The 14,035-nt window shown below is 66.1% G+C and carries 12 protein-coding genes and 1 pseudogene; 6 read left to right on the forward strand and 7 right to left on the reverse strand.

Going from position 1 to position 14,035, the window contains the following annotated elements; genetic code table 11:
• The 3 genes and pseudogenes from AC3FJ6_RS18405 to serA form a co-directional block, all read right to left on the reverse strand.
• Positions 1-300: pseudogene (locus AC3FJ6_RS18405) on the reverse strand (type VI secretion system tip protein VgrG); the annotation flags it as partial.
• Between the two features lie 220 nt (positions 301-520).
• Positions 521-1,504: a tripartite tricarboxylate transporter substrate binding protein gene (locus AC3FJ6_RS18410; protein ID WP_488773169.1), complete on the reverse strand. Its 984-nt coding sequence runs from the start codon at positions 1,502-1,504 to the stop codon at positions 521-523.
• 180 nt (positions 1,505-1,684) lie between these two features.
• Positions 1,685-2,890: a phosphoglycerate dehydrogenase gene (gene serA / locus AC3FJ6_RS18415; RefSeq protein WP_488773170.1), complete on the reverse strand. Its 1,206-nt coding sequence runs from the start codon at positions 2,888-2,890 to the stop codon at positions 1,685-1,687.
• A gap of 227 nt (positions 2,891-3,117) precedes the next feature.
• Here serA and AC3FJ6_RS18420 point away from each other — a divergent pair, with 227 nt between their 5' ends.
• Positions 3,118-4,179, forward strand: coding sequence for an SMP-30/gluconolactonase/LRE family protein (locus tag AC3FJ6_RS18420; protein WP_488773171.1), 1,062 nt, complete (start codon positions 3,118-3,120; stop codon positions 4,177-4,179).
• Between the two features lie 13 nt (positions 4,180-4,192).
• Here the strand turns inward: AC3FJ6_RS18420 and AC3FJ6_RS18425 are convergent, their stop codons facing one another.
• Complete coding sequence (locus AC3FJ6_RS18425) at positions 4,193-5,947, reverse strand: heparin lyase I family protein (RefSeq protein ID WP_488773172.1); 1,755 nt, start codon at positions 5,945-5,947, stop codon at positions 4,193-4,195.
• Positions 5,948-6,218: 271 nt separating this feature from the next.
• Here AC3FJ6_RS18425 and AC3FJ6_RS18430 point away from each other — a divergent pair, with 271 nt between their 5' ends.
• Entirely contained in the window at positions 6,219-7,190 is a 972-nt protein-coding gene (locus AC3FJ6_RS18430) for a SphA family protein (RefSeq protein WP_488773173.1), read from the forward strand.
• An 83-nt stretch (positions 7,191-7,273) separates the two neighbouring features.
• Here the strand turns inward: AC3FJ6_RS18430 and AC3FJ6_RS18435 are convergent, their stop codons facing one another.
• Positions 7,274-7,414: a hypothetical protein gene (locus tag AC3FJ6_RS18435; RefSeq protein WP_153949480.1), complete on the reverse strand. Its 141-nt coding sequence runs from the start codon at positions 7,412-7,414 to the stop codon at positions 7,274-7,276.
• Positions 7,415-7,562: 148 nt separating this feature from the next.
• On the opposite strand from AC3FJ6_RS18435, the gene AC3FJ6_RS18440 reads away from it, so the two are divergent.
• The 4 genes from AC3FJ6_RS18440 to AC3FJ6_RS18455 all read left to right on the forward strand — a co-directional run bounded on the left by AC3FJ6_RS18440 (position 7,563) and on the right by AC3FJ6_RS18455 (position 11,700).
• Complete coding sequence (locus AC3FJ6_RS18440; protein ID WP_488773174.1) at positions 7,563-7,922, forward strand: PepSY domain-containing protein; 360 nt, start codon at positions 7,563-7,565, stop codon at positions 7,920-7,922.
• A 5-nt stretch (positions 7,923-7,927) separates the two neighbouring features.
• Entirely contained in the window at positions 7,928-8,599 is a 672-nt protein-coding gene (locus tag AC3FJ6_RS18445) for a response regulator transcription factor (protein WP_488773175.1), read from the forward strand.
• Positions 8,596-9,933, forward strand: coding sequence for a sensor histidine kinase (locus AC3FJ6_RS18450; RefSeq protein WP_488773176.1), 1,338 nt, complete (start codon positions 8,596-8,598; stop codon positions 9,931-9,933). The genes AC3FJ6_RS18445 and AC3FJ6_RS18450 overlap by 4 nt, the downstream gene beginning before the upstream one ends.
• A gap of 99 nt (positions 9,934-10,032) precedes the next feature.
• Complete coding sequence (locus AC3FJ6_RS18455; protein ID WP_488773177.1) at positions 10,033-11,700, forward strand: site-specific integrase; 1,668 nt, start codon at positions 10,033-10,035, stop codon at positions 11,698-11,700.
• A gap of 26 nt (positions 11,701-11,726) precedes the next feature.
• On the opposite strand, the gene AC3FJ6_RS18460 is transcribed toward AC3FJ6_RS18455, so the two are convergent.
• Together AC3FJ6_RS18460 and AC3FJ6_RS18465 are read right to left on the reverse strand one after the other, a co-directional pair.
• Entirely contained in the window at positions 11,727-12,512 is a 786-nt protein-coding gene (locus AC3FJ6_RS18460; protein ID WP_488773178.1) for a citryl-CoA lyase, read from the reverse strand.
• Positions 12,509-14,032, reverse strand: a complete 1,524-nt coding sequence (locus AC3FJ6_RS18465; RefSeq protein WP_488773179.1) for a class I adenylate-forming enzyme family protein — start codon at positions 14,030-14,032, stop codon at positions 12,509-12,511. The genes AC3FJ6_RS18460 and AC3FJ6_RS18465 overlap by 4 nt, the downstream gene beginning before the upstream one ends.
• Positions 14,033-14,035 lie beyond the last annotated feature (3 nt).

The raw sequence follows: 14,035 nt of genomic DNA on the forward strand, positions 1-14,035 counted from the left end.
CTGACGAGTCTTCGAGAACGCCGGAATCCATCCCGCAAAGCGGCGCGGCTCGCTGCCATCGCCCGGGTCGATGACGAAGGTGGCCGGACGATTCAGGTAGTCGGCACGGTCCAGTTCCAGCGGATGGGTCAGCTGGACGGTGACCTCGTAAGGCTTGCCGAGGGTCTCGACGGCCTTGAACGAGACCACCGACAGGGCGATGGCGGTGGGCGCGGCGGGGACTTCGAGGCGGTAAGCGGCCCGCCCGGTTGCGAGCCCGGCGAGATCGACGCCGGATACCAATCGATCTTCGACAACCATGATTTGCGTATCGATGCACTGGTGTAGTGCGTCGCACGCTACATGGATTGCCAACTTCTGAGACCGCTGAATGGCTGATGTCTAATTCAGCGCAAGGGAGGAGGGGGGTAAAGCAGGAATTCGTGGTATTGCGATAGACAAGAAACATCGAACGCGATTCCGCGGCTCCGGTGCGTCGTCAGATCACTGGCGACGCGCCGGAGCCGACTTCGGAAAACGCCTATTGATTCTTCATCGCCTCGGCCAGGCGCGAGATGATTTCACCTTCGCTCTTGAAGGCCTTCTGGGCGTAGGCCGCGTATTGCTCAGGGCCCATGTAGTTCGTGACCATGCCGTACTGGCGGGTCACGTTCAGGAATTTCGGGTCCTTGAGCGCGTTGCGGAAGGCTTCGTCGAGGCGCTTGACCACGGCCGGTTTCATGTTGGCCGGGCCGATGATGCCGAACGGCGAGTTCGACCACACCGGGTAGCCGATTTCCTTCAGAGTCGGGGCGTTCGGAAAGTCGGCCGCGCGCTTTTCGGAGAGCGTGGCGAGCACGCGCATCTGTCCGTTCTGCACGTAGGGCAGCAGCGTGTTCGACAGCACGGCCACATCGGACGAGCCGCTCAGCAACGCGGTGATGGCCTCGGCGTCGCCCTTGTACGGCACGTGCGTCCAGTTCGATTGCGACACGCGCGCCAGTTCGGAGATCGTCAGGTGCTGGCTGCCGTAGATGCCGGTGGTGCCGTAGCTGATGCCTTTCTTGTTCGCCTTGGCGTCGGCGATCAGTTCCTGCATGGTTTGCCACTTCGCATCCTTCTTCACGGCCACAGCAAAGTTGTAGTCCGCGATCATCGATACGTAGGTCAGGTCCTTGAGCGCGTCGTAGCGCATCTTCTGGACGTGTGGCAGGCGGAAGATCACCACGGGTGCCATGCTCAGCGTGTAGCCGTCGGGCTCGGTGGTCACCATCTGGGTGGCGCCCAGCGTGCCGCTGACGCCGGGCTTGTTTTCGACGACGATGGACTGTCCCAGTTCGCGGCCGGCGGCGTCGGCCAGCGCGCGTGTCACCTGGTCGGTCACGCCGCCGGCGCCGTACGGCACGATGAGCCGGATCGGACGGGTGGGGAAGTCATCGGCAGCCAGTGCCTGGGGGCCGAGCGATGCCGCCAGCGTCAGGCCGGAAGCGGCCAGCGCGACGCGGAAGAAACGACGTCGTTGCATGAAGTTGTCTCCTGATTGTCTGCCGGATCGCGCATGTCCGGTCTGCGAGGTTGTCCGCGCAGTATGACAATGCCGCCGGGCGGCGGCTATCGGGAAACGGCGGGGGTGCCGGGCTTATCCACCGATTTCATCGCCCGCATGCGGGGGCTGCATGCGGGTTCTGGTCGGGAAAGCGGATGCCTAGCGGTTTTCGATCACGCGCGAGCGGATGAACGCGTCGTGCGCCATCAGCGTTTCGGCCCAGCCGGCCGGCGGCACCAGGCTGATATCGGTAATGACGTAGCCGATGTCGCCTTCGGTCTGCAATTGCTGGGCCTCGATGTTGGCGCCGATTTCGGCCAGCGCCTGGTTCAGATGCGACAGCGTGCCGGGACGGTTGTAGTGAATGTTCAGGACCCGCGCCGGCGAATCGAGCGGATTGGGCTGGATCTGCGGCAGATTCACCGCGCCGATCGTCGCACCCGTTTCCAGGAAGTTGGCCAGTTTGGTGGCCACTTCCACGCCGATATTCTCCTGCGCTTCCTCCGTGCTGCCGCCCACGTGCGGCGTCAGGATCACGTTCGGCTTGCCCTGCAGCGGCGTGACGAACCGGTCGGCATTGCTGCGCGGCTCTTCCGGAAACACGTCGATGGCGGCCCCGGCGATATGGCCATCGTCTAGCAGTTTCGCCAGTGCCTCGATATCGACGACGGTACCGCGCGAAGCATTGAGCAAAATGCTGCCCGGCCGCATTGCAGCCAGCGCCTTGGCATTGAGCAGGTTGCGCGTCTGGGGTGTGGCAGGCACGTGCAGCGTTACCACGTCGGCGGCGCCCAGGGCGTCTTCCAGCGAATGCATCGGTACCGCACCGCCAATCGACAGGCGAGGGCGGATATCGTAGAACACCACGCGCATGCCCATGGCTTCGGCCAGGATGCCCACCTGCGCGCCGATATTGCCGTAGCCGATCACCGCCATGGTCTTGCCGCGGATTTCGAACGATCCCTTTGCCGACTTCTGCCATTCGCCCTGGTGCGCGGCGCGGCTTTTCTCGGGCACGCGGCGCATCAGCATGATGGTCTGGCCGATCACCAGTTCCGCCACCGAACGCGTATTCGAGAACGGCGCGTTGAATACCGGAATGCCGGCATGGGCAGCCGCGTTCAGGTCGACCTGCGACGTACCGATGCAGAAGCAGCCCACGCTGAGCAGGCGTCCGCTGTTGCCAAAGTGTTCGGCGGTCAGGTGCGTGGCCGATCGGATGCCCAGCAGGTCGTGGTCACGTACGGCGGCCAGCAGTGGGTCGCCAGCCAGCGCCTTGCTCTGGGTGGCGACGTCGATATGGTGGCGGCCCAGTAGTTGCTGCCCGCTGGCGTGGATGTTTTCGAGGAGGATTGCGCTTGCCATGATTCGGGCGTGCTTCAGGAGAGTTGAGAAGGCATGTCAGGCGTCCTGTCCCGGACGCGCACACCCAGACCATAGCACCGAACCTTTCCCGTGATGGCGATGTGGGCAAGGCACATGGGGCATGCATGTCATCGTACAAGTGCTTGCTGTGTGGCGATTTTTCTCATAGGATGTCGGACAACTATAAAGGTCCGTCCGGACCATTTCCAATCCGATGAGGAGACAGCATGGATACGAAAAAGGCGGGCGTGGACGCCCGGCGTCGTCACTGGCTCAAGGCTGGCGCCGCGCTCGGCGCTGCAGCCGCCAGCGGCCAGGCGCTGGCCCAGGCCTTCGACTTCAAGGCCGCGCAACGCTACCCCGACCCGGCCGTCGAAATCCTTGACCCCAGTTTCGGCAAGTACCGGCTGTTCAGTTCCACCGTGGAGCAGGTAGCCACCGGATTCCGCTGGGTGGAAGGTCCGATCTATTTTGCCGACGGCCGCTATCTGCTGTTCTCCGATATCCCGAACAACCGCATCATCCGGTTCGACGAAACCTCGAACCAGTGGAGCGTGTTCCGCTCGCCGGCCAACTTCACCAATGGCCATTGCCGCGACAAGCAGGGTCGCCTCGTCAGCTGCGAACACCTGACGCGGCGCGTTACCCGTACCGAATACGATGGCTCGATCACGGTGCTGGCCGACCGTTACCAGGGCAAGCGTTTCAATTCGCCGAACGACATCGTGTGCAAGTCGGACGGCTCGCTGTGGTTCACCGACCCGCCGTTTGGCATCGCGGGCGACTGGGAGGGCGACAAGGCAGCCCCGGAACTGCCGCACGCCGTCTATCGGATCGATCCGAAGGACAACAGCGTGACGCAAGTCATTGCCGACCTCAACGGGCCGAACGGGCTCGCATTTTCGCCAGACGAGAAGAAGCTCTACGTGATCGAATCGCGCGCCCAGCCGTATCGCGTGATGTGGGCCTACGACGTGGGTGCCGACGGCCAGCTTGGCAACAAGACCAAGCTGATCGACGCCAATGGCCCGGGCGCGCTCGATGGTTTCAAGGTGGACGTGGATGGCAATATCTGGGCCGGCTGGGGCAGCAGCGGCGCACCGGGTGCCGATCCGTCGAAGCTCGACGGCGTACGCGTGTTCAACGCCCAGGGCAAGGCCATCGGCCATATTCACCTGCCGGAGCGTTGCCCCAACCTATGCTTCGGTGGCCCCAAGCGGAACCGCCTGTATATGGCCAGCAGCCATTCGGTCTACGCGCTGTATGTGGAGACGCGCGGCGCGGTCTGAACGAATGTCGGATTTACTTCCGAACATTTAGCCCGATCGCGATGGGCCGCTGGATCCAGCTTTCGTAACTGCCCTGCGCCAATACGAAAACGCTGCCCGTGTAACGTCCGGCAGGCAGGTCGGGATTATCTGCCGGACGATATTCGAGTTCGAGATCGCTTTGCTTGCCATATCCTCCGCAAGCAAAGGTACTGTTCATTCGGACCTTGCCGCATTCGCCGGTCAAGCGTCGCGCGCGCACCACAACGGGATAACGTGCTCCGGTAGCCGCATCGGCAACGGTCAGCTTCAATTTTGTGTCCTGCGGTGCCGTATCCAGTATTGGGGTTCGGGGTCCTGCTGCGTCAGACTGGGCCGGCACCAGAAAACCAATCGTGCCAAGCTTGATATGGCGATCCATGCCTCGCACCGCCGCCGGCATTCCCGGCCGGAGTTCGCGCCATACGCCAGGCACGAATATCCTGATATTGGCATGGATGGAACGCCGGTACGCGATGTCTTTCCAGCCGATTGCTTCTATTGTCAGATTTCCCTCATAAAGGCCTTCGGGCAGGCCGCGATTATCTTCACGATCGAAAAACAGTTCGAGCCGGCTGTTCTTGCGATTCTGGCAATCCATTGCGACATGCATCGCCGCATAGGTGCATCCGTTATGCCGGTAGCCACGGATATTGACGGTCCGGCGGCTGCCATCGAGCCGGTTTGTCAATACGACCGCGAACATCGCCCGATCCGCAACGCCCGCCGACCATACCAGCGATGCCGGGCCGCCGGTGACGCCGGCCTGTTGGGGAACGACAAATCCGACCGTGCCTTTTTCGACGTCCCGGCCAAAATCGATCGGGAACAGCAGACTGCCGGTACGCCGGTTGCCATGCCATTTGTCCAGCGTCCCGCTGACAACGGGTGATACCTCGCCATAGCCCGCGTCACTCCGCCCGATGCGCATGTCGCTGACTCGCACCACGATCGACGGCTCGCTGGTGGTCGAATCCTTGCGCGCCGGCCGGTAGATACCGGTCTTCAGATAGGGCGTGCGGGCGATGGAAAGGTGGTACGCGTTCTGCCCCTTTTGCCGGTACACAAGCGTGCCATCCTTCCAGATTTCGACGATGCCGCTGGCGTCGGTTGCCCATTTCGCGTGGATGACCCAGTTGGTCAATGTACCCGGCACCACGTTGCCCGGCAGCTCGGTGGTGGAGCTCTGGATATTGGCGGGGCTGCCCCATGCGCGGGCCACCACCCATTTGTCGCCTTTATGATGAATGGCCAGGTTCGGAAAATTCCTATTCACCTTGTCCTTGCCCATGACCGCATGCCATTGCAGGACGATATATCCGGCCCGATCCGCGATCTGGTCGACCGCGATGCGCGCGCCGTACCAGCGTTCCTGCAGCCCTTCCTCGGCGGGAAGCGCCAGTTCCGAGCGGAATGCCCCCGGCGTGCCGGGCAGCGTGAATGTCGCGGGCAGGCGGCCAGGCAAGCCAGCCAACGGCTCCCTGGTAACGCGGTTGGACGTCAATGGCCGGACAGCCGGGTCATACAGCGCGTCGATTGAAAGCGTCCATTTCCGGAAATCGCCGCGAAAATCGTCCCGGAAGATGACTTTATCCGTCGTGTCGAATACATCCGACGGCCTGAGCTCCCGGGATGCATATTGCGCATTCGCAGCCGGCAGCCATGTGTTCGATATCAGTAACAAGGCGACCGTCGCAAACCAGCGGCGCCAGCTTCGGCGTGCGAGAAAACCTCCATGGATTCGCAGCATGGTGAACTCCAGTTCAATAATGATGGAAGGAACCAAGGCAAAAAGAAGTGCGGGAATAAAATCCCGCGCCAGATTCCATCAGCACCTGCCGGTTAGTCCGTTGTCTGCGGTCAACATGGAAACCATGGCGTACCGGATTTCAAGGCGATGCCACGTTTCAAAAAACATTGAATTCACTCATTTAGAAAAGTGAATTCCAGATGGGCGGGAATCTGAGACGATTCAGTACCTTTTCCGCTACCGCAGCACCCATCGCCCGCTAGGAGGCCCCATGAATCGCGCACGTTCGGCCGTCGTCGGTGTCTTGTCCGTGGGGAGTCTGCTGGCGCCATCGGCCGGACATGCCACCGAAGGCGCGCTCGGCCGGCCGGTGGCGGGCACCAGCGTGTCGGCGAACGTGGCGGTGATTCCTGACCAGCCGGTGTGGATCGCCAACCTGCAGCAGCTATATATGGATGGCTCGATCAGCAGCGGCCGCGAGGTGCCGATTGGCGGGCGGACCACGGCGGGCATCGACGCCAAGATCGCGTTCACGCTGGCGACGATCATGAAGGTCTGGGACACCGGGCCCGGCGCGTGGAATTTCGCGTCGAGCTTTACGCTGCCGTATGTCTGGACGACCGTGCATACAAGCGCCGTATTCACCGGGCCCGGCGGCGGTACGTTCTCGCGCGGCGCCTCCGATCGCGCGTCGAACCTCTATGACATGTACTTCAGCCCGCTGATCGCCGGCTACCACTTTTCCAAGACCACCCACATGGCGTTGAGCTTCAACGTCTGGGCGCCCACGGGCCAGTACGACAAGAACGCGCTGGCCAATCCCAGCCTGAACAACTGGACCTTCGTGCCGCAGGTGGCCTTCACGCACCTGATGCCGCAATACGGGCTCGAATTCAACGCCGTGGCGGCCTTCCAGTTCTACACGCGCAATACGGCCACCGACTACCAGAACGCGCCGCTGTTCACGCTGGACGTCATGGGGGTGAAGAAATTTGGCAATTGGGGAGCGGGGCTGGTCATGGGCACGGTCCAGCAGCTCGGCAGCGATACCGGCCCCACGGCCGACCGCCTCAATGGGTTCCGCGGCCATGATTTCACGATCGGGCCGATCGTCACGTACGACACCAAGCTGGGCGGCAAGGCGCCGCTGTCATTCAGCCTGCGCTGGGTGCCCACGGTGACCAGCAAGAACCGGCTCGACAGCACGGCCACCGTCATGGGCACGGCCACGCTGGTGTTCTGAGCCCGCGTGCCCGACCCGCAAATATCACCAAAACATCACATTCCTCCTTCGGTGACCAGGTCATCTTCCCGCCTGAAGATGACCTAGTGCCCCAGCGTCTGAAGCCAGAAGGGCAGGCCGGCGCCCGCCATGGCCACCGCCAGCGGGGCCAGCTGGGCCAGGCCCGCGCCAAGGCTGCGCAGGGTGGGGTAACGCGGGGACAGGAGGGTGCGAGAACGTGACATGGTGCTTGGGTTGTGGGAATCTGGCGGGCATCATGCGCCGTGGCACCTGAATGGCACCTGAGCATGCCGTTCAGGCGGCGTTCAGCTTGCCCGGCCGAGAATGCCGCAAATGACTGTCTCGCCCCCGCCCCCAACCGCCGTCCCGTGCTTGTCCGCCGACCGTACCGCCGCGCGCCTGCGTGGTGCCTGCCGCATGCTGATCCTGCTGGCCGTGCTGGGCGCCACGGGCGGTGCCGGCCTCGCGCTGGCCGATACCGACGCCGACCGGGCCCGCGCGGCCCTGCGCTCCGGCGAAATCCTGCCGCTAGCGCGCATCCTCGACACGGTCTCGCGCCAGTACGCCGGTGACGTCATCGACGTGAAACTGGACCGCGACGACGGCATCTGGCAATACGAAGTGAAGCTGTTGCTGCCCACCGGCTCCGTGGCCAAGCTGGAGTACGACGCCCGCGATGCCAGGCTGCTCAAGGCCAAGGGCCACGATCTCGACCGCGCCCGCAAGCCCTGACCCCCATGCGCATCCTCCTGGTCGAAGACGAAAGCACACTTGCCGCCCAGCTTGCGCAGGCGCTGACCCAGGCCGGCTATGCCGTGGACCACGCTGCCGACGGCATCGACGCCGAGCACCTGGGCACCGAACATCCCTATGACACCGTCGTGCTCGACCTGGGCCTGCCCCGGCTAGACGGCCTGACCGTCCTCAAGCGTTGGCGCCAGGCCGGCATCGACGTGCCGGTGCTGATCCTGACCGCGCGCGACAGCTGGGTGGAGAAGGTGGAGGGCATCGACGCCGGCGCCGACGACTACCTGACCAAGCCGTTCCGCACCGAGGAACTGCTGGCCCGCATCCGCGCGCTGATCCGCCGCTCGGCCGGCCGCACATCGCCCACGCTGGCCTGCGGCCCCGTGCTGCTGGCGCCGGGCAGCGGTCAGGTCAGCGTCAATGGCAATCCCGTCACGTTGACCTCCCACGAATTCAAGGTGCTCGACTACCTGATGCACCACCAGGGCGCCATCGTCAGCAAGACCACGCTGACCGAGCATATCTACGCCCAGGATTTCGACCGCGACAGCAATACCATCGAGGTCTTCGTGGGACGCCTGCGCCGCAAGCTCGGTGTCGACGTCATCGAGACCGTGCGGGGCCTGGGCTACCGCATGCGGCCGCCGGCCGACGCCGCATGAAGCGCGCCTCGATCGCCCGGCGCCTGCTGGGCATCGCCACGCTGTGGATCGCGGGCACGCTCTGCACGACCGGCTGGCTGCTCGATACGCTGTTCGGCCGGCACGTCGACCGCACCTATATCGCCGAACTTGACCGCGACCTGACCAGCTTGGCCGCCGCGCTGGAATGGCGCACCGACGGCAAGCTGGAACTGACGCGCCAGCCCGCCGATCCGCGCTTCGAACTGCCGTATGCCGGCGCCTACTGGCAGGCGTCTTCGGGCAGCCAGACGCTGCGTTCGCGTTCGCTCTGGGATGTCGATATCCCCGTTGCCGTGGAACGCCGCGTGGGCGAGGGGGATGCCGATATCCGCGGCGGCCCGCGCGGCCAGTCGCTGCTGGTGAAGTCGCGCCGCCTGCAACTGACCGGCGCCGATGCCCCGGTAGACATCACCGTGGCACTGGACCGCACCGAGCTGCGGCAGGCCAAGCGGTCGTTCCGCCATCTGCTGTGGCTGTCGCTGGGCGTGCTGGGCCTGGGCATCCTGGGTGCGGTGTGGGCGCAGATCCGTTTCGGGCTGGCGCCGTTGTCGCGGCTGCGTGCCGCGGTGGCGCGCCTGCACGCGGGCCGTGACCCGACGCTGCAAGGCGCCTGGCCGGCCGAGGTACAGCCGCTGGTCGACGAGATCCACCTGCTGCTGCGGCGCAATCACGAAGCCGTGGAACGGTCGCGCCGGCAGGCAGCAGACCTGGCGCATGCGGTCAAGACGCCGCTGGCCATTCTGGCCAACGACGCGGCAACGTTGCCGGCGCCCGCGTCGCAGCGCGTGATGCAGCAGGTGGACGCCATGCGCCAGCAGGTGGACCGCCATCTGGCACGCGCCCGGGCGGCCGGGGCGGGTGGGGCGGCCGGCGGTGCGGTGGCGGTGCGGCCCGCCGTCGATGAACTGGTGCGCGCGCTGAGCCGCCTGCACGCCGACAAACTGATCGCCGTCGATATCGAAGGCCAGGCCAGCTTTGCCGGCGACCGCCAGGATCTGGTCGAAATGCTCGGCAACCTGCTGGACAACGCGTGGCAGTGGGCGCAGACCAGAATCCGCGTCGATCTGGTGGCGCAGGCGGCCGAGCTGGAAATCCGCATCGACGACGATGGCCCAGGCATGCCGGCCTCCGCCATGACGCGCGCCGTGCAGCCGTACGCGCGGCTCGACGAGTCGGCCGAAGGCAGCGGGCTGGGGCTGGCCATCGTGCGCGATGTCTGCGCGCTGTACGGCGGCCGCTTCGAACTGGCCAGGTCGCCGCTGGGCGGGCTGGGCGTGCGCGTGCGGCTGCCGGCTGCGGTCAAGGCCGACTGACGGTTTTCGCCCCGCTCCGGGCAAGGGGAGCGGAGCGCCGCTCCGCCCATCGGGTATCATCGCGCCCTTTGCCGTTTGCGGTGTCCCCGCTGTCATCCCTTGTCTTCCGCCGTACCCAGCGCCGGGCAGGCCATTCGCCGGCGCCAGCGCCCGCCGGTCGCCCCGGCGCGTCTGCTCGGCCCGCAACACTTTGCCTACTACCGTGGCTACCTGCAGGGTCTCGACCTGGCCCGGCTGGCCACGCGCTATCTGACGCCGGGCCTGGACCTGCGCCAGGCCCGCACCACGCTGGGCTGGATCGAGACGGAACTGGCACGTGGCGTGAAGCGGCTGGCCACGCGTGTGCGCGCCGACGGCGAGGCAACCATCCTGACCGAAAAGACCTGGCTGGCGCTGATCGTGCCGCCAGCAGCCGAGAGCGCCACGGCACGGCAAACGCGCCAGCGCAAGCTGCTGCGGGCGCTGGATGCGCTGCAGCCACTGCTGCTGGTGCGCCCATTGGCGGGCGATGCCGTGGCGGGGTGGTTCACGCCGGCCATTGCCAGCCGGCTCGCGCAGACGGGTTGGACCACGCTGGCGACGCTGGCGGCAGCCATCGCCGCCGATCCGCGCAGCTGGCATCGGCACGTCCGCGGCATCGGGGAGGCCACCGCGCGCGAGATCGAGGCATGGCTGCGGATGAATGCGATGGTGCCGCACCGCGCGGGTATTGCCGATCCGCGACATGCCGAAGCCCCGGCGCTGGTCCCGCTCGAGGCGCTGCGCCACGTATCAGCGCAAGCCGATGTGCAGGCCATCCAGGCGTGGCTGGAAGACTACGGCCCGGAAGGCAGCCACACCTGGCGCGCTTACCGCGCGCAGGCCGAGCGGCTGCTGCTCTGGGCCATTTTCGTGCGGGGCAAGCCTCTGGCCAAACTGGACGCTGACGACTGCCACGCCTACCTGGCATTCCTGGCCGATCCCCAGCCGGCCGCGCAATGGGTCGGCCGGCGGGGCGCGCCGCGCAGTGGTCCCGACTGGCGGCCGTTCGAAGGCCCGCTATCGCCGTCAAGCATCCGCCATGCGACGCGGATTCTGAAGACGCTCTGTGCGTGGCTGACCCGACAGGGGCACCTGCGCGACAACCCGTTTGCATCGGCGGCACAGCCCACCGTGGCCGCAGCACCGCGCATCCAGGCCGGGCGCAGCCTCAGCCGCACCCAATGGCAGCACCTGAAGCGGTACGTGGGCGGGCTGCCTGCCGACGATCCGCGCACGGTACGCCTGCAGTTCATGCTGCGGCTGGTCCATGCCACGGGCCTGCGCGTATCGGAGCAGGCGCAGTTGACGGTGGCGCATCTGTCGCAATCCGACGGCTGGCGGCTGCACGTGCCAGGTAATCGGCCTCGCACGAACGACCTGCCCGAGACGGTGGTCGATGCCTTGCGCGATCACATGGAAGCACGCGGGCTGGGGCGCGACGTCGAGCGGTTGCCGGCCGACACGCCGCTGATCGGCCGCGTACTGCGCGAAGGCGATGACACGCCGCTATCCGTCGCACAGGTAGCGGCGATCTGGAAGCGGTGTTTCACGCGTGCGGGCCAGGCGCTGGGGGACGATGACCCCACGGCCGCCACCCACCTTGCCAAGGCCAGCGCGCACTGGCTGCGGCACACGGCTGGCGCCCACGCGCTGGCGCGAGGCATTGGCCGCAAGGCCGTGCAACACCAGCTGGGTCACGCGTCGGTCAGTACAAGCGCCGCCTATGCCGACCCGGACCTGCACTGAGTGCCACACGTACAGGCGTGGCGTGCCTATGCGTGGTCGCGGTGCGGCGCGTTGCCCACGTAGGGAATCGCGTCCTCGACGACATCCCAGATATAGCGGCCCGATGGGCTCTGCTGTTCCTCGACGATGTGGGCCACCAGACCGGCCGCGCGCGAAATCACCGCAAAGCCACGCATCACGTCCGTTGGCACGCCGATTTCGCCCAGCAGGGCGGCCACGGCGCCCGTGGCGTTGATCGTGATCGCGCGGCCATGGACCTCGTCCACGGCGGCGGACAGCCGCTTCAGCGCGCCAATATGCGCCCCGGCCAGATCGGCTTCCGCTTCTCCCAGGTCCAGCAGCTTGTAGGCGCGCGGGTCTACCGGCTTGTGCAGATGGTGGCCAAAGCCGGGCACGGGCGCCTTGCGCGCCTTGCAGTCGCGGGCAATGGCCAGCGCCTCGGCGTCAGGGTCCTGCGCGGCCAGGATGCGGTCCAGCAACACCGAGCAGTTTTCCATGGTGCCGACGAACGAACTGCCCACCGCCAGCAGCCCGGCCGACACCGCGCCCTGCAGGTTCTCGGGGGCGCTCATGTAGATCAGGCGCGTGGCAATGGCGCTGGGCGTCAGGCCATGCTCCATCAGCACGACCAGCACCATGTCGGCAATGCGGATGTCCACCGGCCGGGGCGTGCGGCCCAGAATCTGCATCAGCATGACCTCGGTGAACGTGGCCTTGCCGAGCAGGTCGTCCACGAGATTGGCGTCGCCATAGTGAAGGCTGGTCAGCGTATGGCTGCAGAGGCGGGTCACCGGCTTGTCTTGTTGGCTCATGCGTGGTCTCCGGATGGCAGCGCGGCCACGGCGTGGTCGCGCACGGTGTTCTTCAGTACCTTGCCCACCGTCGAGCGTGGCAGGCTGGCGTGGAAATGAATCTGCTTGGGCGTCTGCACGGGGCCGAGCCGCTCGCGCACGAACGCGATCAGGTCGGCGGCGGCGGCCTGGCAGCCCTCCCGCAGTTGCACGGCGGCGTGGACGGCCTCGCCCCATTTGTCGTCAGGCACGCCGAACACGGCGCACTCATGCACGGCGGGATGCTGGCCCAGGGCGTTCTCCACGTCGATCGGATAGACGTTGAAGCCGCCGGTGATCACCACGTCGCGCAGGCGATCCTTCAGGTACAGGAAGCCGCGCGCATCGATCAGGCCGCGGTCGCCGGTATGCAGCCAGCCGTCGATGATGGTGGCGGCGGTCAGGTCCGGACGCTTCCAGTAGCCGGTCATGACCAGGTCGCCACGCGCCACCACTTCGCCCACTTCGCCGGCGGGCAGCAGGCGGCCGTCGGGCGACATGATCGCCACGTCGCTGAACCAGGTGGCGCGGCCCACGGAGGCCAGGTTGCGCTCGTCGTTGAAATCGTCGGGGCCGATCACGGTCAGCAACTGCGGTGCCTCGGTCTGGCCGTAGGTGGTGGCCACCACAGGGCCGAAGAAGTCGCGCGCCCGGCGGATTTTTTCCGGGGGCATCGGCGCACCGCCGTAGATCAGCCGGCGCAGCGCGGGATAGTCGGCGCGGGTGGTGCCGGGCAGCGCCATCAGCATGTAGATCAGGGTGGGCGGCATGAAGCAGACCGTGCCGCGCCGGTCGCGGAAGGTGGCGCGTACCGCTTCGGCACCGCTGCCTTCCATGATCACGTGGCAGCCACCCTGGGCCAGGATCGGCATCACGTAGGTGGACGTGCCATGGGTGATCGGCGCGGCCATCACGTAGCGGTCCGACTCGGTGAATCCCCACGCGTGGATCTGGTTGACGATATTGGCCAGCCACGCGCGATACGGCTGCATGACCCCCTTGGGCGCGCCGGTGGTGCCGCCGGTGAACTTGATGGCCTGGGTGGCATCGCGGTCCAGATCCAGCACCGGGCGCGCGGCGTCGGCGTGTTGCGCGATGGCCGAGGCCAGCGTCCGGCCCCGATCGGGCGCGTGGTCGGTATGGATGCGCACGCCCGGCGCGCCGTCGAGCAAGGTTTCGCAGGCGGCATCGAGCACGATGATGCCGGGCTCGGTGGCATCGATGATGCGCCGCAGTTCCGGCTGCGTGCTCTTGGGATTCAGCGGCACCCAGATCTTGCCGCTGGCCAGCACGGCCAGCAGTGCCACGATGTGCTGGGCCGAGTTGCCGGCGCAAATGCCCACGCAAGTCTGCGGGGCGGGGTCGAGCTTGATGAAGTGGGCGGCCAGCGCGGCCACCTGCGCAGCCAGCTCGCGGTAGCGCAGAGAGCCGTCGGGGGCATCGATGGCGATATTGTCGGGCCAGCGGTCGGCGGCGCGCCAGAACAGATCGATCGGAAACATGGT

The organism is Cupriavidus sp. 94F1 (assembly GCF_057798875.1).